Annotated in this window: 18 protein-coding genes; 9 read left to right on the top strand and 9 right to left on the bottom strand. The window is 64.0% G+C overall.

Features of this window, described 5'->3' with window-relative positions; translation table 11 throughout:
• Positions 1-10: 10 nt before the first annotated feature.
• Positions 11-1,174, bottom strand: coding sequence for a M20 aminoacylase family protein (locus NXT3_RS16145; RefSeq protein ID WP_104839692.1), 1,164 nt, complete (start codon positions 1,172-1,174; stop codon positions 11-13).
• Positions 1,175-1,343: 169 nt separating this feature from the next.
• On the opposite strand from NXT3_RS16145, the gene NXT3_RS16140 reads away from it, so the two are divergent.
• Positions 1,344-2,429 carry a D-alanyl-D-alanine carboxypeptidase family protein gene (locus NXT3_RS16140; protein WP_050988265.1) on the top strand — a complete coding sequence of 362 codons (1,086 nt, stop codon included), beginning with the start codon at positions 1,344-1,346 and terminating at the stop codon, positions 2,427-2,429.
• A 66-nt stretch (positions 2,430-2,495) separates the two neighbouring features.
• Positions 2,496-3,626 carry a CobW family GTP-binding protein gene (locus NXT3_RS16135; protein WP_104839691.1) on the top strand — a complete coding sequence of 377 codons (1,131 nt, stop codon included), beginning with the start codon at positions 2,496-2,498 and terminating at the stop codon, positions 3,624-3,626.
• 63 nt (positions 3,627-3,689) lie between these two features.
• Here NXT3_RS16135 and NXT3_RS16130 read toward each other — a convergent pair whose 3' ends face one another.
• The 5 genes from NXT3_RS16130 to NXT3_RS16110 all read right to left on the bottom strand — a co-directional run bounded on the left by NXT3_RS16130 (position 3,690) and on the right by NXT3_RS16110 (position 7,732).
• A complete protein-coding gene (locus NXT3_RS16130) occupies positions 3,690-3,926 on the bottom strand; it encodes a sulfurtransferase TusA family protein (protein WP_097526594.1) in 237 nt (78 codons plus the stop codon).
• Positions 3,926-5,350, bottom strand: coding sequence for a L,D-transpeptidase family protein (locus tag NXT3_RS16125; protein ID WP_104839690.1), 1,425 nt, complete (start codon positions 5,348-5,350; stop codon positions 3,926-3,928). Before NXT3_RS16125 ends, NXT3_RS16130 begins: the two co-directional genes overlap by 1 nt.
• A gap of 277 nt (positions 5,351-5,627) precedes the next feature.
• Positions 5,628-6,581, bottom strand: coding sequence for an acetyl-CoA carboxylase carboxyltransferase subunit alpha (locus NXT3_RS16120; RefSeq protein ID WP_097539701.1), 954 nt, complete (start codon positions 6,579-6,581; stop codon positions 5,628-5,630).
• A 63-nt stretch (positions 6,582-6,644) separates the two neighbouring features.
• Positions 6,645-7,586: a site-specific tyrosine recombinase XerD gene (gene xerD / locus NXT3_RS16115; RefSeq protein WP_097539700.1), complete on the bottom strand. Its 942-nt coding sequence runs from the start codon at positions 7,584-7,586 to the stop codon at positions 6,645-6,647.
• Complete coding sequence (locus NXT3_RS16110; RefSeq protein ID WP_018235448.1) at positions 7,583-7,732, bottom strand: hypothetical protein; 150 nt, start codon at positions 7,730-7,732, stop codon at positions 7,583-7,585. Before NXT3_RS16110 ends, xerD begins: the two co-directional genes overlap by 4 nt.
• 156 nt (positions 7,733-7,888) lie before the next feature.
• Here NXT3_RS16110 and NXT3_RS16105 point away from each other — a divergent pair, with 156 nt between their 5' ends.
• From NXT3_RS16105 to NXT3_RS16095, 3 genes are read left to right on the top strand one after another with little or no spacing between them, the layout of a single operon-like run.
• A complete protein-coding gene (locus NXT3_RS16105; RefSeq protein WP_037419837.1) occupies positions 7,889-8,476 on the top strand; it encodes a shikimate kinase in 588 nt (195 codons plus the stop codon).
• Positions 8,473-9,603: a 3-dehydroquinate synthase gene (aroB, locus tag NXT3_RS16100; RefSeq protein ID WP_104839689.1), complete on the top strand. Its 1,131-nt coding sequence runs from the start codon at positions 8,473-8,475 to the stop codon at positions 9,601-9,603. Before NXT3_RS16105 ends, aroB begins: the two co-directional genes overlap by 4 nt.
• Positions 9,600-10,907, top strand: a complete 1,308-nt coding sequence (locus NXT3_RS16095) for an HlyC/CorC family transporter (RefSeq protein WP_037419831.1) — start codon at positions 9,600-9,602, stop codon at positions 10,905-10,907. The genes aroB and NXT3_RS16095 overlap by 4 nt, the downstream gene beginning before the upstream one ends.
• Positions 10,908-10,910: 3 nt before the next feature.
• Here NXT3_RS16095 and NXT3_RS16090 read toward each other — a convergent pair whose 3' ends face one another.
• A complete protein-coding gene (locus tag NXT3_RS16090; RefSeq protein WP_037419828.1) occupies positions 10,911-11,192 on the bottom strand; it encodes a BolA family protein in 282 nt (93 codons plus the stop codon).
• 124 nt (positions 11,193-11,316) lie between these two features.
• Between NXT3_RS16090 and NXT3_RS16085 the strand changes: the two genes are divergently transcribed.
• The 4 genes from NXT3_RS16085 to NXT3_RS16070 all read left to right on the top strand — a co-directional run bounded on the left by NXT3_RS16085 (position 11,317) and on the right by NXT3_RS16070 (position 16,124).
• Positions 11,317-11,955 (top strand): J domain-containing protein, encoded by a 639-nt coding sequence (locus NXT3_RS16085; protein WP_095678005.1) that lies wholly within the window; start codon positions 11,317-11,319, stop codon positions 11,953-11,955.
• 75 nt (positions 11,956-12,030) lie between these two features.
• Entirely contained in the window at positions 12,031-13,026 is a 996-nt protein-coding gene (gene cobS, locus NXT3_RS16080) for a cobaltochelatase subunit CobS (RefSeq protein ID WP_037419822.1), read from the top strand.
• Between the two features lie 98 nt (positions 13,027-13,124).
• Complete coding sequence (gene cobT, locus NXT3_RS16075; RefSeq protein ID WP_097526590.1) at positions 13,125-15,017, top strand: cobaltochelatase subunit CobT; 1,893 nt, start codon at positions 13,125-13,127, stop codon at positions 15,015-15,017.
• A gap of 102 nt (positions 15,018-15,119) precedes the next feature.
• Entirely contained in the window at positions 15,120-16,124 is a 1,005-nt protein-coding gene (locus NXT3_RS16070) for an esterase-like activity of phytase family protein (protein WP_104839688.1), read from the top strand.
• Between the two features lie 46 nt (positions 16,125-16,170).
• Here NXT3_RS16070 and NXT3_RS16065 read toward each other — a convergent pair whose 3' ends face one another.
• Both NXT3_RS16065 and rpmB read right to left on the bottom strand, forming a co-directional pair.
• Positions 16,171-16,809 carry a VUT family protein gene (locus NXT3_RS16065; protein ID WP_037420118.1) on the bottom strand — a complete coding sequence of 213 codons (639 nt, stop codon included), beginning with the start codon at positions 16,807-16,809 and terminating at the stop codon, positions 16,171-16,173.
• Between the two features lie 139 nt (positions 16,810-16,948).
• Positions 16,949-17,239 carry a 50S ribosomal protein L28 gene (gene rpmB / locus NXT3_RS16060; RefSeq protein WP_012709220.1) on the bottom strand — a complete coding sequence of 97 codons (291 nt, stop codon included), beginning with the start codon at positions 17,237-17,239 and terminating at the stop codon, positions 16,949-16,951.
• Between the last annotated feature and the right edge of the window lie 198 nt (positions 17,240-17,437).

Here is a 17,437-nt window from a genome sequence, read left to right as displayed (position 1 = left end):
CTCCGATCTATCAGGCGGCGAGCCGCGCTTCGGCGAGCTTCACCCAATAGGTAATCCCGTGCGGGATCACTTCGTCGTTGAAGTCGTAGGCGGGATGGTGGAGACCGGCGGAATCGCCGTTGCCGATGAAGACGAAGGCGCCGGGCCGGGCAAGTAGCATGTAGGAGAAGTCCTCGCCGCCCATCATCGGATCGAGCGCGGCATTGACGTTGCCTTGGCCGGCGACCGTTGCGGCGGCGGCAAGCGCGTGGCCGGTCTCTTCGGCATGGTTGACGGTGACAGGATAGTTGCGGCCGTACCAGACGTCGACCGTCGCGCCATAGGCGCCGGCAATGCTTTCGGCGATCTGGCGGATGCGCGTCTCGCCGGTGTCGCGCACCTCGGGCGTCAGCGCGCGCACCGTGCCGGCCAGGACCGCCTGTTCCGGAATGACGTTGTGGGCGAAGCCGGCATTGAACTTGGTGACGGAAACGACGATGGAGGCAAGCGGGTCGACGGTGCGCGAGGCGATCGTCTGCAGCGCATTGACGATCTGCGCGCCGATGGCGATCGGATCGATGGTCTTGTGCGGCTGCGCCGCATGGCCGCCGCGCCCCTTGATGGTGATGGTGAACTCGTCGGTCGAGGCCATGATCGGCCCGACGCGACTTCCGAAATGACCGACCGGCATGCCCGGCATATTGTGCATGCCATAGACCTCCTCGATGGCAAAGCGTTCCATCATGCCGTCCTTGACCATCTCGTTGCCGCCGCCGCCGCCTTCCTCGGCCGGCTGGAAGATGACGGCGACGCTGCCGGCGAAGTTGCGCGTCTCGGCGAGATATTTCGCTGCACCAAGCAGCATGGCGGTGTGGCCGTCGTGGCCGCAGGCATGCATCTTGCCGGGGGTCGTCGACGACCAGGCCTTGCCGCTCGTCTCGGTGATCGGCAGGGCGTCCATGTCGGCCCTGAGGCCGATGGTGCGGCCGGGGCCGAGATTGCCGCGGATAAGCCCTACGACGCCCGTCCGGCCGAGGCCGGTCACGATCTCGTCAACGCCGAATTCCTTCAGTTTCCTTTCGACGAAGGCTGCCGTATTTTCCACCGCGAACAGGAGCTCCGGGTTCATGTGCAGATGGCGCCGCCATTCGGTCACTTCGTTCTGGAGTTCGGCAGCGCGGTTCAATATCGGCATGATGCTTCCCTGTGGGTCTGTTCGGTGGTGGCCTGACGGCGAGGTGAATGGGCTTTGCCATCTCCTTGCCATATAGGCTAAATAGCCGGACGATACGAGGCAACTGCGGAAATTCGAGGTTAAGATAGTGGTGACAGTTCGACTTCTGATGCGCAACAGGGCAGGCGCGATGGGCGTTTTTGCCGGTGTTTGTGCGGCATTGGCGGCGGCGCTTCCGGCGTCGGCCAATCCGCGGCTCGTTGTCGACGTCGCAACTCTCAAGGTCTACGAGCATCAGGACATCTTCCAGAAATGGTACCCGGCGTCGCTGACCAAGCTGATGACGGCCTATACGACGTTTCGGGCAATCCAGGCGGGACAGCTGACGCTGGAAAGCCCGGTGGTGATGACGAAGAACGCGGCGGCCGAGCCGCCGAGCAAGATGTTCTACAAGCCCGGGCAGGCGATGACGCTCGACAGCGCGTTGAAGATGATGCTCGTCAAATCCGCTAATGACGTCGCCGTGGCGATTGCGGAAACGGTCGGCGGAACGGAGCAGGCTTTCATCGACCGCATGAACGCGGAAGCGCGGCGGATCGGCATGACCTCGTCGCATTTCATCAATGCCAACGGCTTGCCGGGGCAGGGCCAATACACGACCGCGCGTGACCTTGCCGTTCTGGCCATCACGCTGAAGCGCGAGTTTCCGCAATATGCCTCCTATTTCTCGCTGGAAGGCTTCACCACCGGCAAGAAGGACTATGCAAACTACAATATGCTGATCGGCCGCTTCGAAGGGGCCGACGGCATGAAGACCGGCTTCATCTGCGCGTCGGGCTTCAACCAAGTATCGTCGGCGAGCCGTTCTGGTCGCAGCGTCATATCGGTCGTGCTCGGCGAGGATAGCCTCGGCGCCCGCGCCGACGAGTCGGCCCGGCTTCTTCAGATGGCGCTGACGACCCCTGCGGCCGGAAAACCGTCGCTGACCGCCATCGCGCCTTACGGCGAAGGCCGTGAAGTGGTTTCGGACGTCAGCAAGGAGATCTGCTCCAAGCAGGCGGCGAAGGTCCGTAGCGAAGGCCGCGACGAGGGCGGCCGGCAGAAGCTGCTGTCGCCCTATATCCACGAGATCAACCGTCCGCTGAAGCTGGCCTTCGCCGGGCTTATTCCGGGCAGCGGCGACAAGACCGCCAAGGCAGGCAGCGATGTCGCCGGGCAGGGTGATGTCGCCGAGCTCGCCAACGTCCCGGTTCCGGTGCCGCGCCCCAGCTTCTGAGCGCGATGGGAATGCGATTGCGGTTTCCGCCCGGACGCCGCCAAGGTCTATGACGGAGTTCTTTCCATGAACGGTCCACTGCCGGTCGTGCCGGTGTCGATCCTCACCGGCTTCCTCGGTGCGGGCAAGACGACCCTTCTGAACCGCTTGCTGAAGGATCCGGCGCTTGCCGACACCGCCGTGATCATCAACGAATTCGGCGATGTCTCGATCGATCACCTGCTTGTCGAGGCGTCGAGCGACGGGGTGATCGAGCTTTCCGACGGCTGCCTGTGCTGTACGGTCCGCGGTGAACTGGTCGACACGCTCGCCGACCTGATGGACCGAATGCAGACCGGGCGGATCAAGCCGCTGAAGCGCGTCGTCATCGAGACGACCGGCCTGGCCGACCCGGCGCCGGTGCTGCAGTCGGTGCTCGGCAATCCGGTGATCGCCCAGAACTTCCGCCTCGACGGCGTAGTGACTGTCGTCGATGCGGTGAATGGGGCCCAGACGATCGCAAAGCACATCGAGGCGCTGAAGCAGGTCGCCGTGGCCGACCGGCTGGTGATCAGCAAGACGGGGCTTTCCGGTAAGGAACAGCTCGACGCGCTGGCTGACCTTCTGAAGGACCTCAATCCGCGCGCGCCAATCTTCGACGGCGACGGGCAAGAGGCGGGGCGGGCCGACCTGTTCGCCTGCGGGCTCTACGATCCATCCACCAAAGTTGCCGATGTCGGCCGCTGGCTGCAGGACGAGCTCGATGGAAGTGACGATCATGACCATCACCACGGCCATGATCATGGGCACGATCACCACCACCACGACGTCAATCGCCACGGCTCCGACATCCGCTCCTTCAGCATCGTTCACGACCGGCCGATCGAGCCGATGGCGCTCGAAATGTTCGTCGACCTGTTGCGCTCGGCCCATGGCGAGAAGCTGTTGCGTATGAAGGCGATCGTTTGCGTCGCGGACCGGCCGGAGCGCCCGGTGGTCCTGCACGGCGTCCAGTCCGTCTTTCACGCGCCTGAACGGCTTGCCGCCTGGCCGGACCCAGCCGACCGGCGCACCCGGATGGTGCTGATCACCAAGGGGCTCGAAGAGGCTTTCGTGCGCGATCTCTTCGATGCCTTCACCGGCAAGCCGCGCGTCGACCGTCCGGATGCGCAGGCGCTCACCGACAACCCGCTCGCCGTGCCCGGTGTGAAGTTCTGATCAAGCCGCTTTGCCCCTTCCTGCCCACAGGCGTCATAATAGAGAGCGCCGGAATCTCCGCCGTCACGTCTTCTTGCGAATGAGAAAGCGATGGCCGCCGGCGGTCGATGCCGCCTGCTCGAGCCGGTGCCCATCCTCGTTGCAGAAATGCGGAATGTCGATCACGGCCAGCGGATCGGTCGTCTCGACCTCGATGAGCCCGCCGGGCGCCATCGTTTCCATTCGCTTGCGCGTCTTCAAAACGGGAAGGGGGCATTTCAGCCCCCTCAAATCATAGACCACCCTTGGCTCGTCCGGCATCAATTGCCCCAGATCTTCCAGAACGGACGCTTCTTCGGCGGCTGTTCCGCCGGCGCCGTTTCGCTGCCGGCTGCAGGGGCCGTGGCCACTTGCGGATTGGCCCCGGCCGGCGTGGCTGCCTGTTGCTGAGTGCCGGCAGGGTGCTGCTGGGTCGCAGCCGCCTGTTGAGCCCCCGGCTGGACTGCGCTCTGCTCGGCGGGCGCCTGGTTGGCCGGTGCCGGCGCCGCGGGCTCGCTTTTCGAGAACAGGTTCCAGAAGGATTTCTGGGTAGGCGCCGTCTGCAGCGCCGCCTGCTGAACCGGGCGCTCGATCGGGCTCTGCTGCGGCACGGGTACGGCCTTGCCGTCGCGCGTCGCCTTCTCCAGAGCTTCCTTCTGGATCAACGCCGCCTGTTTGGCCTCTTCGGCCTCCTTCTGCTCGGCGAGCCGCTTTTCGAGATCGCTCACCTTCATCAGCTTGCCGGCGTCGAGCGACGTGCCGGTCGGCGCATAGGCAAGCTCGCGGCCCTTGCGCTGCTCGGCGACGATTGCCTTGCGCTCCGCTTCGCTCGGCTCATACCAAACCATGCCGTCGTATTTCTTCAGCGCCTTCTGATAATCGCGCTGGTAGTCCTTGTCGAAATTCGCCATGGCCACTTGCAAGGCCGGCGGCGTCGACATGGCGGGGCACTGGCCGGCAGGGTTGAAGCTGCCGTCGGACTGCTGATTGAAGACGTATTTCCTCTCGCAGACATTGACCTGCGGCGGACGTTTGGTGACTTCGAACTGGTCGTAGCCGACCTTCAGCATCTTCCAGAATTCGATGTTCGGATTGTCGCGGTGGCGGGCCATGTTCTCGGCCGTCATGCGGAAGGGGAAGGCCTGAAGCTGGACGCTCTCCTGACCGCCCTTGAAGGCGTCGCGGGCGAGCGCGAAGATCTCGATGATCTGCTCGTCGGTCATCGAATAGCAGCCCGACGACGAGCAGGCGCCGTGGATCATCAGATGCGTGCCGCTGCGGCCATTCGCCCTGTCATAGGTGTTGGGGAAGCCGGTATTGATCGCCAGGTAATAGTTCGAATTGGGGTTCATCTGGTGCGGATAGAGCGGATAGAAGCCCTCCGGCGCCTGACGGTCACCTTCCTTCACCTTGGGGCCGAGCTTGCCCGACCAGGCACAGATCTTATAGCTCTTCAAGAGCTGGAGGCGGCTTGACGCATTCGCCTTCCAGACCTCGAGCGTTCCCTCTTCCTTGAAAATGCGCAACAGGATCGGGGATGTCTTCTGCATCCCCAGTTCCTTCATCTTGCCGACGATCTTGCCGGACAGCTGGTATTCGGTCTTGTTCTTGACGGAGGAGAGATTGACCGAATCGAGCGTTTCGTTGGTGCAGCCGGCGAGCGCGGCTGCAATGACGGCGGTGACAAAAAGATTCCTGAAACGCATCGGCAAAAGCCCGTTTTAGCCAGATTCCATCCGTGCACGCCCCTTCCGCGAGGGAGAGGTGTCAACGAATCAGTAAGTCATTATCCTTCACGAAATCTTAACCGTGCAGGCGCCCCCTGCGAACGGCCGTTTCTCATGACCCCATGAATATGGCCAAGATTTGGCCACAGTCCCGATTTCCGGTTGTCGAGCGCGCCAAGTTGATCGCAATGGTTAATCCCGGGCGCTGAACGAGGCTAAAGCGGAAGGCGGTCAGGATCACGCTCTGCCTCGCCGCTCAGAGATTGCGGCCGATGTTCAGGTATTTCTGACGGCGGTCGGCGCGCAGTTCGTCGCCATTGCGGCCGGATAGCTCCTTCAGTGCATCGGCGATGACCGTGCCGGTGCGGCCGATCACGGCCTGCGCGTCGCGATGGGCGCCGCCGATCGGTTCGGGAATGATGCCGTCGATGACGCCGAGCGCCTTCAGGTCCTCGGCGGTGATCTTCATGTTGCTGGCCGCTTCTTTCGCCCGCGTCGAGTCGCGCCAGAGGATCGAGGCCGCACCCTCCGGCGAGATGACGCTGTAGATCGCGTGCTCGAGCATATAGACGCGGTTGCCCGTCGCGATCGCGATCGCTCCGCCGGAGCCGCCTTCGCCGATCACTACAGTGACGATCGGCACCTTGACGTTGAGGCACATTTCGGTCGAACGGGCGATCGCCTCGGCCTGGCCGCGCTCCTCGGCGCCGACCCCGGGATAGGCGCCGGCGGTGTCGACCAGGGTAATCAGCGGCAGGCCGAACCGGTCGGCCATTTCCATGACGCGGACCGCCTTGCGGTAGCCCTCGGGGCGCGGGCTGCCGAAATTGTGCTTGATGCGCGACTTCGTGTCGTTGCCCTTCTCCTGTCCGATCACCGCGACCGGCGCGCCGCGGAACCGCGCGAGACCCGCCTGGATCGCATCGTCGTTCGCATAGTTTCGGTCGCCGGCAAGCGGCGTGAACTCGGTGAAGAGCTCCGCGGCATAGTCGAGGAAATGCGGCCGGGACGGGTGGCGCGCAACCTGAGTCTTCTGCCAGGGCGACAGCTTGGAATAGATCTCCGCCATCGCATCGCGGACACGTCCCTCGAGCCGCGCGATCTCATCGGAAGTGTTCACGCTCTCGTCTTCGCCGGCAAGCTTCTTCAATTCGAGGATTTTGCCCTCGAGATCAGAGATGGGTTTTTCGAAGTCGAGATAGTTGTGCATGAGATGCGTTTCCGATCGTTTTGCGACAAGGACCGTCCGGCAAAGCCAACCTGCCCGGCGGTCCTAATCCTGTTTTTTCGCCTGTTTGGCAAGGGGGTGGTGGTTTTGCACCAGCTCGTGCAGCCGTTCTTCAAGCACATGCGTATAGATTTGTGTCGTCGAAATGTCCGAATGGCCGAGCAGTTCCTGCACGGCGCGCAGGTCGGCGCCATTGGCGAGGAGGTGACTGGCGAATGCATGGCGCAGCACATGCGGCGAGATCGCCGCGACCTTGATGCCGGCACGAGCCGCGAGACTCTTGAGGTCGCGGGCAAAGACCTGGCGCGGCAGGTGACCGGATTTGCCGAAGGAGGGGAAGAGCCAGGGGCTCTCCGTTTCCGCCGCTCTTTCGCGCAACTCGGCCCCGTAGGTCCGCATGGCGCGGATCGCGGCCTGCGACAGCGGCACGAGCCGTTCCTTGTTTCCCTTGCCGCGGATCACCAGGAAGCGTCCGTTCTGCGCAAGCACGCTTGCCGGCAGCGACACGAGCTCGCTGACGCGCATGCCGGTCGCATAAAGAAGCTCCAGGAGGGCGTGCATGCGACGCTTCGCGAAGGCGTCTTCGGCGCCGGAGCCGGCCTCCGCCTCGGCCTGGCCGATCAGCCGGGTGACGTCATCGACGCTGAGCGTCTTCGGCAAGGCGCGCGCCTTCTTGGGCGCGTCGAGAATGCCGGTAGGGTCGTCGCCGCGCAGCCCTTCCGCATAGAGGAACTTGTAGAATTGCCGAAGGGCCGACAGCCGGCGTGACTGCGAGGAAGGCTTGAAGCCCTCGCCGGCAAGATGCGAGAGATAGCGTCTCAGATCGTCGGCCGTGGCGGCATTGAGCCGCGTCCCGCAGGTGCGCAGGAAGGAGCTGGCATCCCTGAGATCGCGTTCGTAGGATTGCAGCGTGTTGACCGCCGCGCCTCGTTCGGCGCTCATCATTTCCAGGAAAGCTTCGAGGTGGGCCTCCGAAAGATCGGTCATTGCGGCTTGTTGACCCGTTCGGACGGAATGCGCACCGTCACGTCCCGCTCTACCGGTTCGACGAAGGTGACGAGCGCCACCATGGTTCCATAGATCATGCCGGCCACCACGGCGCAGAAGAACAGGAACCGGAACAGGGTTGGCATTTCAGTCTCCAGTACGCGAATAACGCCATTGCGGAACCGTGATCTATATGAACGGCTCGTCCGGCAAGTTCAAGAAGCGTGGCCCGGCCGGCGCGACGACTTGACGCCCCCCGCCGATTTGTCGATACGGAAGGGGAATGGGGACTGTGACGCCTAATGAACGATGTGACCGAACCGGATTCCGCGACGCTCGCCGAGCGGGCGAAGCTCGCTCTCGGTAAACGCAATCTCATTTTTATCGGCCTGATGGGGGCGGGAAAATCGGCGATCGGTCGGCTGACCGCACAGGCGCTCGGGGTTCCCTTCGTCGATTCCGACCACGAGATCGAGCGGGTTTCGCGCATGACGGTGAGCGAGCTTTTCGCCGCCTATGGCGAGGAGGAGTTCCGTGCGCTCGAGGCGAGGGTGCTGAAGCGGTTGCTGAGATCGGGGCCGCGGGTCGTCTCGACCGGCGGCGGCGCCTATATCAACGAACGCTCGCGCCGGCAGATCAAGAAGGGCGGTTTGACTGTCTGGCTGAATGCGGATCTCGACGTGCTGTGGGAACGGGTGAACAAGCGCGACACCCGGCCGCTCCTCAAGACGGAAAACCCCAAGCAGACGCTGGAGAACCTGATGCGGGCTCGCTACCCGATCTACGCCGAGGCGGACCTCGTGGTCCTGTCGCGCGACGTGAAAAAGGAGACGATGGTCGAGGAGGTCCTCGCCGCCATCGCCGACTGCAAGAAAGTCGAGATGCCATGATGAACCATGTGACGCCTGCCGAGCGAAAGGTCCGGGTAAACCTCGGAGACCGGTCCTACGACATTCTCATCGGCCCCGGCCTGATCGCCGCGGCGGGCAAGGAAATCGCCTCGCGCCTCAAGGGCCGCCGGATGGCGGTGATCACGGACGAAAACGTGGCGCCCCGTTATCTGGAGCCGCTGATGACGAGCCTGAAGGAGAGCGGCATCGAGGCGGTCTCGCTCGTCCTGCCGGCGGGCGAGAAGACCAAGAGCTTCGAGCATCTGATCCCGGTGTGCGACGCCATTCTCGCGGCGAAGATCGAGCGCAACGATGCGGTGATCGCGCTCGGCGGCGGCGTGATCGGCGACCTGACCGGCTTTGCCGCCGGCATCGTCCGGCGCGGCTCGCGCTTCATCCAGATGCCGACCTCGCTTCTGGCACAGGTCGATTCCTCCGTCGGCGGCAAGACCGGCATCAACTCGCCGCACGGCAAGAACCTGATCGGCGTGTTCCACCAGCCGGATCTGGTGCTCGCCGACACGGACGTGCTCGATACGCTGAGTGCGCGCGAGTTTCGCGCCGGCTATGCCGAGGTTGCGAAATACGGCCTGATCGACAAGCCGGAATTCTTCGATTGGCTGGAGCGCAATTGGCAGGCGGTCTTTGCCGGCGGATCGGCTCGCATCGAGGCGATCGCGGTCAGTTGCCAGGCCAAGGCCGACGTCGTCGCCGCGGACGAGCGCGAGAACGGCCTGCGCGCGCTGCTCAATCTCGGACACACATTCGGTCACGCCCTGGAGGCCGCGACCGAGTATGACAGCCGCAGGCTCGTGCACGGGGAAGGCGTTGCGATCGGCATGGTGCTCGCGTACGAGTTCTCCACCCGGATGAATCTTGCAAGTCCGGACAATGCGCGGCGCGTCGAAGCCCACCTCAAGGCGGTCGGATTGCCGACGCGCTTGTCCGACATTCCCGGCGACCTTCCGCCGGCCGAGCGGCTGATGGAGGCGATAGCCCAGGACAAGAAGGTCAAGGGCGGCAAGCTCACTTTCATCCTGACGAGAGGCATCGGCCAGTCCTTCGTCGCCGACGACGTTCCGGCGTCCGAGGTGCTGGGCTTTCTCAAGGAAAAGCATCCGCGATGAGCGTCGAGGCGGCATGGCTGTTCCTGGCGGAGCACTGGCTGTCGCTCCTCTCGGTCGTTTGCCTGCTGCTCCTTTCGGCCTTCTTCTCCGGTTCGGAGGCGGCCCTGACCGCAACCTCCCGGGCGCGCATGCATTCGCTCGAGGGCAATGGCGACCGGCGCGCCGGTCTCGTCAACCGGCTGATCGAGCGGCGTGACCGGCTGGTCGGAACGCTGCTCCTCGGCAACAACCTCGTCACCATTCTCGCCACGTCGCTGACGACCAGCCTGCTGATCCGCCTCGTCGGCAACTTCGCCGTGCTCGTCGCGACGCTCGGCATGACGGTGCTGCTCGTCCTCTTCTGCGAGGTGCTGCCGAAGAGCTGGGCGATCGCCTCTCCCGATCGGTTCGCCCTTGCCGTGGCGCCCATGGTGAAGCGCTTCGTGGCGATTGCCGGTCCGATATCGGCGCTCATAAACGGGATCGTGCGCCGCCTCCTGAACCTATCCGGCGTGAAGGTTTCCTCCGACCGGCCGATGCTTTCGGCCCAGGAGGAACTGCGCGGTGCCGTCGACCTGCTTCATCGGGAAGGGGCGGTGGTCAAGGCGGACCGCGACCGGTTGGGCGGCGTCCTCGACCTCGGCGAGCTCGAGGTTTCCGACATCATGATCCACCGCACCGCCATGCAGGCGGTCAACGCGGAGGAGCCGCCGGAGGTCTGCGTCCGGGAAATCCTCGGAAGCCCCTTCACGCGCCTGCCGCTGTGGCGCGGCTCGACCGACAACATCATCGGCGTTGTCCATTCGAAGGATCTGCAGAGGGCGCTCGCCGAGCCGGGTGTCGAACCGCATACCGTCGATATCGTCAGGATCGCGCAGAAGCCATGGTTCGTGCCGGACACGACCAATCTCACGGACCAGCTCAACGCCTTCCTCAGGCGAAAGCTGCATCTGGCGATCGTGGTCGACGAATACGGCCAGGTTCAGGGCCTCGTCACGCTGGAGGACATTCTCGAGGAGATCGTCGGCGACATTGCCGACGAGCACGACCTCGACATCCAGGGCGTTCGACAGGAGGCCGACGGTTCGATCGTCGTCGACGGTTCGGTGCCGATCCGCGATCTCAACCGCGCTCTTGACTGGTCCCTGCCGGACGAGGAGGCGACCACTGTCGCCGGTCTCGTCATCCACGAAGCGAAGAGCATTCCGGAGGAGCGGCAGGCCTTCACCTTCTACGGCAAGCGTTTCATCGTCATGAAGCGGGTGAAGAACCGGATCACCAAACTGCGCATCCGCCCGGCCGAGGAGGAGGCGGCAGGGCTCTGACCTCTACCAGCGCGTCGCTTCTCCGGGCGCGGCCGGCTCCACCGCCAGCGCATGCAGGCCGGCATCGAGCTCGGGCTTCAATAGGTCGTTGATGGCGCGGTGGCGCGCCACGCGGCTCATGCCGGCAAAGGCGCTCGCGACGATCCGGATGCGCAGGTGGGTTTCGCCGCCGCCGTCGAAGCCGGGCTGGTGGCCGGCGTGCAGATGGCTTTCGTTGATCACCATCAGCCGTTCGGGATGGAAGGCCTCCTGAAGCTTCTCTTCGATGCGGTTCTGCAGCGACATGCTTCCGTCCCATTTTCCTGTTGCTCTGGCGCCGCGATATGGCGCCGGCGATGCAAAATGCGCGCACAAAGCCAGCAACATTCCGCTTTGTCAATTCTTGTTGTGACCCGTCGCAAACCCCATAATGGCTGCCATGAAGCTCGATTCAAAATACTTCGATCGAATCCGCACGCGCCCCAAGGGGGCACAGGCGCGCGTGGAGCCGTCTACGCCGACGTGCCAGTGGGACGGCTGCGACAAGACGGGCGTGCATCGGGCTCCGGTCGGCCGAAATGCGGAAGGCGAGTATTTCCTGTTCTGCTTCGAGCACGTGAAGGAATACAACAAGGGATACAATTATTTCTCCGGGCTCTCGGACACCGAGATCGCCCGCTACCAGAAGGAAGCGGTCACAGGGCATCGTCCCACCTGGACGGTCGGCGTCAACAAGAGTGCCCGCAACGGCCCGACACAATCGCAGATGCGTTCCGGCAGCGCCGGCGCCCAGGCGCGCATGCGGGATCCGTTCGGCTTCTTCAACGAGGCGCGCGCCCGGCAGGCGCGGCACGAGCCGCGGTTGCGCAAGCTGAAGACGCTCGAGGCCAAGGCCTTCGAAACGCTCGGGCTCGCCGCCTCGGCAACCTCCGCCGATATCAAGGCCGCGTACAAGGACCTCGTGAAGAAACACCACCCCGATGCGAATGGCGGAGACAGGGGCTCGGAAGACCGTTTTCGGGCCGTGATTCAGGCCTATCAATTGTTAAAACAGGCTGGTTTCTGCTAACAACGCGGATTAAGACAGAAAACACTTTTGCAGGCGAATGCGCGGCTGCCGTCCGGCGGCCGCTCTGGAGACATGATGAGCAAGATTGACCTCGACATTTCCAACCTCCCCGATACGACGATCTCGGTCCGGGAGGCTTTCGGCATCGATACGGATCTGCGCGTTCCAGCCTATTCGAAGGGCGACGCCTATGTGCCCGATCTCGATCCCGATTATCTTTTTGACCGGGAAACGACGCTCGCCATTCTTGCAGGCTTTGCCCACAACCGACGCGTGATGGTTTCCGGCTATCACGGGACCGGCAAGTCGACCCATATCGAGCAGGTGGCGTCGCGGCTCAACTGGCCCTGCGTGCGCATCAATCTGGACAGCCATGTCAGCCGTATCGATCTCGTCGGCAAGGATGCAATCGTCGTCAAGGACGGGCTGCAGATCACTGAATTCAAGGACGGCATCCTGCCCTGGGCCTATCAGCACAATGTCGCGCTCGTGTTCGACGAGTATGATGCCGGTCGTCCGGACGTCATGTTCGTCATTCAGCGGGTGCTGGAATCCTCCGGCCGCCTCACGTTGCTCGACCAGAGCCGCGTCATCCGCCCGCACCCGGCCTTCCGCCTGTTTGCCACCGCCAACACGATCGGCCTCGGGGACACGACCGGGCTCTATCACGGCACGCAGCAGATCAATCAGGCGCAGATGGACCGCTGGTCGATCGTGACCGCGCTCAACTACCTGCAGCACGACAAGGAGGTCGACATCGTCGCTGCCAAGGTGAAAGGCTTCACGGCCGACAAGGGCCGCGAGACCGTGTCGAAGATGGTGCGCGTCGCCGATCTCACGCGCGCCGCTTTCATCAATGGCGACCTCTCGACGGTGATGAGCCCGCGCACGGTGATCACCTGGGCCGAGAACGCCCATATCTTCGGCGATATCGCCTTCGCGTTCCGTGTGACCTTCCTCAACAAATGCGACGAGCTGGAGCGGGCCCTGGTCGCCGAGCACTACCAGCGTGCCTTCGGTGTCGAGCTCAAGGAAAGCGCCGCCAATATCGTGCTGGAAGCGACTGCCTGAGTTCGCCCAAGCGCCGGCACCCGCCCGGAGCCGCCGGCGCTTAGGTACATCGGTGATGCGCTCGGTATCAGCCGGAGCCGGCTGAAGAAGGAACTGTCGTGAGCTCGAATTCAAAGGCGAAGCCGCAAACGAGGGAAAACGCCGCTGAACCGTTCAAGCGGGCGCTTTCCGGCTGCGTCCGGTCGATCGCCGGGGATGCGGAGCTCGAAGTCGCCTTCGCGAACGAGCGCCCCGGGATGACCGGCGAGCGCATTCGGCTGCCGGAGCTTTCGAAGCGTCCGACCCGGCACGAACTCGCCGTGGCGCGCGGTCTGGGCGATTCCATGGCGCTGCGCAAGGCCTGCCACAACCACCGCATCCATGCGACCATGTCGCCGCAGGGCGCCGATGCGCGGGCGATTTTCGATGCCGTCGAGCAGGCGCGGGTCGAAGCGATCGGGGCGATCCGCATGCCAGGCGTTGCCGACAATCTCTCCTCCATGCTCGAGGAGAAATATGCCAAGGCCAATTTCGGCTCCATCGAAGCGCAAGCGGATGCACCGCTCGAAGAGGCGGTGGCGCTGCTGGTCAGGGAAAAGCTGACGGGCAAGAAGCCGCCGGCGGCGGCCGGCAAGGTGCTCGACCTCTGGCGCGATTTCATCGAGCAGAAGGCCTCCGCCGACATCGGGCACCTGCCGGCGGCGATCAACGACCAGCACGCCTTCGCCCGGGTGGTGCGCGACATGCTTGCCTCGATGGATGTGGCCGAGAAATACGGCGAGGACGATATCGAGCCGGACGAGCAGGAAAGCGAGACCGACGAGGACCAGCCGCGCAGCCAGGAGCAGGACGAGAACGCCAGCGAAGAGGAGGAGGGCTCCGATGCCGCCCCCGCCGATGAAAACCAGTCTGCCGAGGAGCAGATGGAAGAAGGCGAGATGGACGGCGCCGAGATCTCCGACGACGACCTTCAGGACGAGGGCGACGAAGACAGCGAGACGCCCGGCGAGGTCAAGCGGCCGAACCACCCCTTCGCCGATCTGAACGAAAAGGTCGACTACGCGGTCTATACGCGCGAATTCGACGAGACCATCACAGCCGAGGAGCTCTGCGAGGAGGCGGAACTCGACCGCCTGCGTGCCTTCCTCGACAAGCAGCTGGCACACCTGCAGGGGGCCGTCGGCCGCCTCGCCAACCGCCTGCAGCGGCGGCTGATGGCGCAGCAGAACCGTTCCTGGGAGTTCGACCTCGAGGAGGGGTTCCTCGACACTGCGCGGCTGCAGCGGATCATCATCGATCCGATGCAGCCGCTGTCCTTCAAGCGGGAGAAGGATACGAATTTCCGCGACACGGTCGTGACGCTGCTCATCGACAATTCCGGCTCGATGCGCGGCCGGCCGATCACCGTCGCGGCCACCTGCGCGGACATCCTGGCCCGCACGCTGGAGCGCTGCGGCGTCAAGGTCGAGATCCTCGGCTTCACCACCAAGGCGTGGAAGGGCGGACAATCCCGCGAGAAATGGCTGGCCGGCGGCAAGCCGCAGTCGCCGGGCCGCCTCAACGACCTGCGCCACATCGTCTACAAGTCGGCCGATGCCCCCTGGCGCCGCGCGCGCCGCAATCTCGGCCTGATGATGCGCGAGGGGCTGCTCAAGGAGAATATCGACGGCGAGGCGCTGATGTGGGCCCATGATCGCCTGCTCGGCCGGCCGGAGCAGCGCCGCATCCTGATGATGATCTCCGACGGCGCGCCGGTCGACGATTCCACCCTGTCGGTGAACGCCGGCAATTATCTCGAGCGGCATCTGCGCGCCGTCATCGAGCAGATCGAGACGCGCTCGCCGGTCGAGCTTCTGGCGATCGGCATCGGTCATGACGTGACGCGCTATTATCGCCGCGCCGTGACGATCGTCGATGCGGACGAACTGGCCGGCGCCATGACCGAGCAGCTCGCCGCCCTCTTCGAGGAGGAGAGGCATGGCCGCGTCGGGGGCCTGCGCCGGGTCGGCTGAGCGGTTTGCCACGCCGCAAATTCGCCTGCATCTCCATCATCTGCTAGGAGGCTGCCCGTCGGTCAGCACCTGCGTCGCCTCCCTGGAAGGTTGTGCCTAGACATGCTCCGCCGATTCCTTGCCGTTCTCTTCCTGTTGGCGTCGACCGTGGCTGCGAAGGCGGAGGCCTTGTGTGAGATCGCTCCGATCCGCAGCCGGCAGATCTCGCAGTTCAAGGTCGGCTCCGACGCGACGACCTTCGGCAGGCTCGAATTCATCGGCGGCATCGAGATGACCTCGCCCAATGCGCTGTTCGGAGCGGTTTCGGCGATCCGCTTCCGGCCGGGTGGCGAATCCTTCGTCGCCGTTCTCGATACTGGACATTGGGTCGAGGGCGCCGTCATTCGGGACGCGGCGGGCAGGCTGCTGGGCACGACCGACCTCGCCATCACCGCAATGACCGATGCCAATGGCGGGGCTCAGCTCAAGAAATGGATGGTGGATTCCGAGGGGCTGGCGCTGCGCGACGGCGCCGTCATCGTCAGCTTCGAGCAGGCGGCACGGGTCGATCTCTATCCGGACCCAGGTTTTGCCGGATCGCGGCCGATCGGCCAGATGAGCCTGCCCTTTCGGGTCGAGGAGCTGCGTAGCAATGGCGGCCTGGAGACGATCGCAATTGCGCCGAAGGATGGGCCGCTCGCCGGCGCCGCTGTGGTCGTCGCGGAACGTAGCGTCGATGCGTCCGACAATCTGCTGGCCGGCATTCTCGACGGTCCGCTGCGGGGCGCCTTCGCGGTGGTGCGCAACGACCCCTATGCGGTGACCGACGGCGCGTTCATGCCGAATGGCGATCTGCTCATCCTGGAGCGCCGCTTCAATCTCGCCTCAGGACTCGGCATGCGCATCCGGCGGCTTGCCGCCGCCGATATCCGCCCGGGCGCCGTGGTCGACGGCGAGGTGCTGCTCGAGGCCGACATGGGCTACCAGATTGACAACATGGAGGGGCTCGATGTCGTCGTCCGGCCTGACGGCGAGACTCGGCTGATCCTGGTTTCCGACGACAACCATTCGATCCTCGAGCGCAATCTAATGCTCGAGTTCCGGCTGAGGGACGGTTACACTAACTGAAGCGCGACAGGGCCAACCCGGGCCCCGCCTATTCATCTCTTCAAATTCACGCGGTGGCCTTGGCTGCCGGCATCGGCTTGACGACGCTCATCAGCGCACCATAGGGCAGCAAGAGGACGATGCCGCACAGGATCTTCACCGCCAGATCGCCGAGCGCCCACGAAATCCAGCGCGGCGCTTCATAGGCGACGAGGCCGAGGAGCGGTGCTGCTTCCAGCGCGAAGCTGTCGTTCGGGCCGAGGAAGACGAAGACCGGTGCGAAGGCGAAGGAGAAGAACATCGCCGTGTCGAGGCCCGAGCCGATCAGCGAACCGGCGAGCGGAGCGCGCCACCAAGTCTGACGCCGCAGCCGGTTGAATACCGAAATATCGAGAAGCTGGCCAAGCAGGAAGGCCGAACCCGAGGCGATCGCGATCCGCGGCGTCGCGGCGAAGAAGGAAAGCGCGACGGCGACCACGAAGCCGGCGACGACGACGCGGCGCGCGATGCGCGGACCGAACTGGCGATTCGTGAGGTCGGTGACCAGGAAGGCGAAGGGATAGCTGAAAGCGCCCCAGGTCAGAAGATCGCCGAGCTGCATGCCGGCGATTGAGCCGGGCAGGGGATACTGCACGAGGAAGTTCGACGCGACCACCACCAGGGTCATCAGCGCGACATAGACGAAGAACGTACGGTTGATCAGCATTTTTTTATCCTGGGTGATGCCACCAGTGACGCACAAGACCGAAGGCAGGCATCCGGCCGGTGAATCGAACACGAGAAAAAGGCTTGCCGGACGGATCCGCAAGCCTTTCAAGCCGTGTTCGGAAAGGTTCCGGCGCCGATCAGGCGGCTTCGGCAGCCTTCTTGACGATCTGCCGGCGCAGCAGGCGGGCGCGCATGCTCAGCTCGTTCTCGTCGGCCTTCAGCAGGAAGGCGTCGAGACCGCCGCGGTGTTCGACCGAACGCAGAGCCGCAGCGGAGACGCGCAGGCGGAAACGCTGGCCGAGCGCGTCGGAAATCAGCGTGACATTGCACAGGTTCGGCAGGAACTTGCGCTTCGTCTTGTTGTTGGCGTGGCTCACATTGTGACCCGACTGGACGCCCTTACCGGTCAATTCGCAACTACGGGACATGGTACACCTATTTTCTTTTCGCCGCCGGACAATGCGGTAGCGGGCCCAGAGCCCAGGCCGCGTTCCTACTGGCCATTATTGGAAAGTCGCGGTTCTATAGTCAGTGATGGCCCGCCAGTCAAGCCAAACCTGCGCTTTCCTCAAAATCCGTGCCTTGCCAAGGATTATCAAAAATTCAGCGCGGTTGCGAGCCGTCAT

It is taken from the genome of Sinorhizobium fredii (assembly GCF_002944405.1).
Taxonomy (GTDB): domain Bacteria; phylum Pseudomonadota; class Alphaproteobacteria; order Rhizobiales; family Rhizobiaceae; genus Sinorhizobium; species Sinorhizobium fredii_C.
Note: the sequence above shows the minus strand (reverse complement) of the source record. Positions and strands in the feature narration are given on the sequence as shown.

Coding starts and splice junctions, on each gene's coding strand:
- NXT3_RS16145 (WP_104839692.1), bottom strand. CDS start 1,174: ATGCCGATATTGAACCGCGCTGCCGAACTCCAGAACGAAGTGACCGAA.
- NXT3_RS16140 (WP_050988265.1), top strand. CDS start 1,344: ATGGGCGTTTTTGCCGGTGTTTGTGCGGCATTGGCGGCGGCGCTTCCG.
- NXT3_RS16135 (WP_104839691.1), top strand. CDS start 2,496: ATGAACGGTCCACTGCCGGTCGTGCCGGTGTCGATCCTCACCGGCTTC.
- NXT3_RS16130 (WP_097526594.1), bottom strand. CDS start 3,926: ATGCCGGACGAGCCAAGGGTGGTCTATGATTTGAGGGGGCTGAAATGC.
- NXT3_RS16125 (WP_104839690.1), bottom strand. CDS start 5,350: ATGCGTTTCAGGAATCTTTTTGTCACCGCCGTCATTGCAGCCGCGCTC.
- NXT3_RS16120 (WP_097539701.1), bottom strand. CDS start 6,581: ATGCACAACTATCTCGACTTCGAAAAACCCATCTCTGATCTCGAGGGC.
- xerD (WP_097539700.1), bottom strand. CDS start 7,586: ATGACCGATCTTTCGGAGGCCCACCTCGAAGCTTTCCTGGAAATGATG.
- NXT3_RS16110 (WP_018235448.1), bottom strand. CDS start 7,732: ATGCCAACCCTGTTCCGGTTCCTGTTCTTCTGCGCCGTGGTGGCCGGC.
- NXT3_RS16105 (WP_037419837.1), top strand. CDS start 7,889: ATGAACGATGTGACCGAACCGGATTCCGCGACGCTCGCCGAGCGGGCG.
- aroB (WP_104839689.1), top strand. CDS start 8,473: ATGATGAACCATGTGACGCCTGCCGAGCGAAAGGTCCGGGTAAACCTC.
- NXT3_RS16095 (WP_037419831.1), top strand. CDS start 9,600: ATGAGCGTCGAGGCGGCATGGCTGTTCCTGGCGGAGCACTGGCTGTCG.
- NXT3_RS16090 (WP_037419828.1), bottom strand. CDS start 11,192: ATGTCGCTGCAGAACCGCATCGAAGAGAAGCTTCAGGAGGCCTTCCAT.
- NXT3_RS16085 (WP_095678005.1), top strand. CDS start 11,317: ATGGCTGCCATGAAGCTCGATTCAAAATACTTCGATCGAATCCGCACG.
- cobS (WP_037419822.1), top strand. CDS start 12,031: ATGAGCAAGATTGACCTCGACATTTCCAACCTCCCCGATACGACGATC.
- NXT3_RS16070 (WP_104839688.1), top strand. CDS start 15,120: ATGCTCCGCCGATTCCTTGCCGTTCTCTTCCTGTTGGCGTCGACCGTG.
- NXT3_RS16065 (WP_037420118.1), bottom strand. CDS start 16,809: ATGCTGATCAACCGTACGTTCTTCGTCTATGTCGCGCTGATGACCCTG.
- rpmB (WP_012709220.1), bottom strand. CDS start 17,239: ATGTCCCGTAGTTGCGAATTGACCGGTAAGGGCGTCCAGTCGGGTCAC.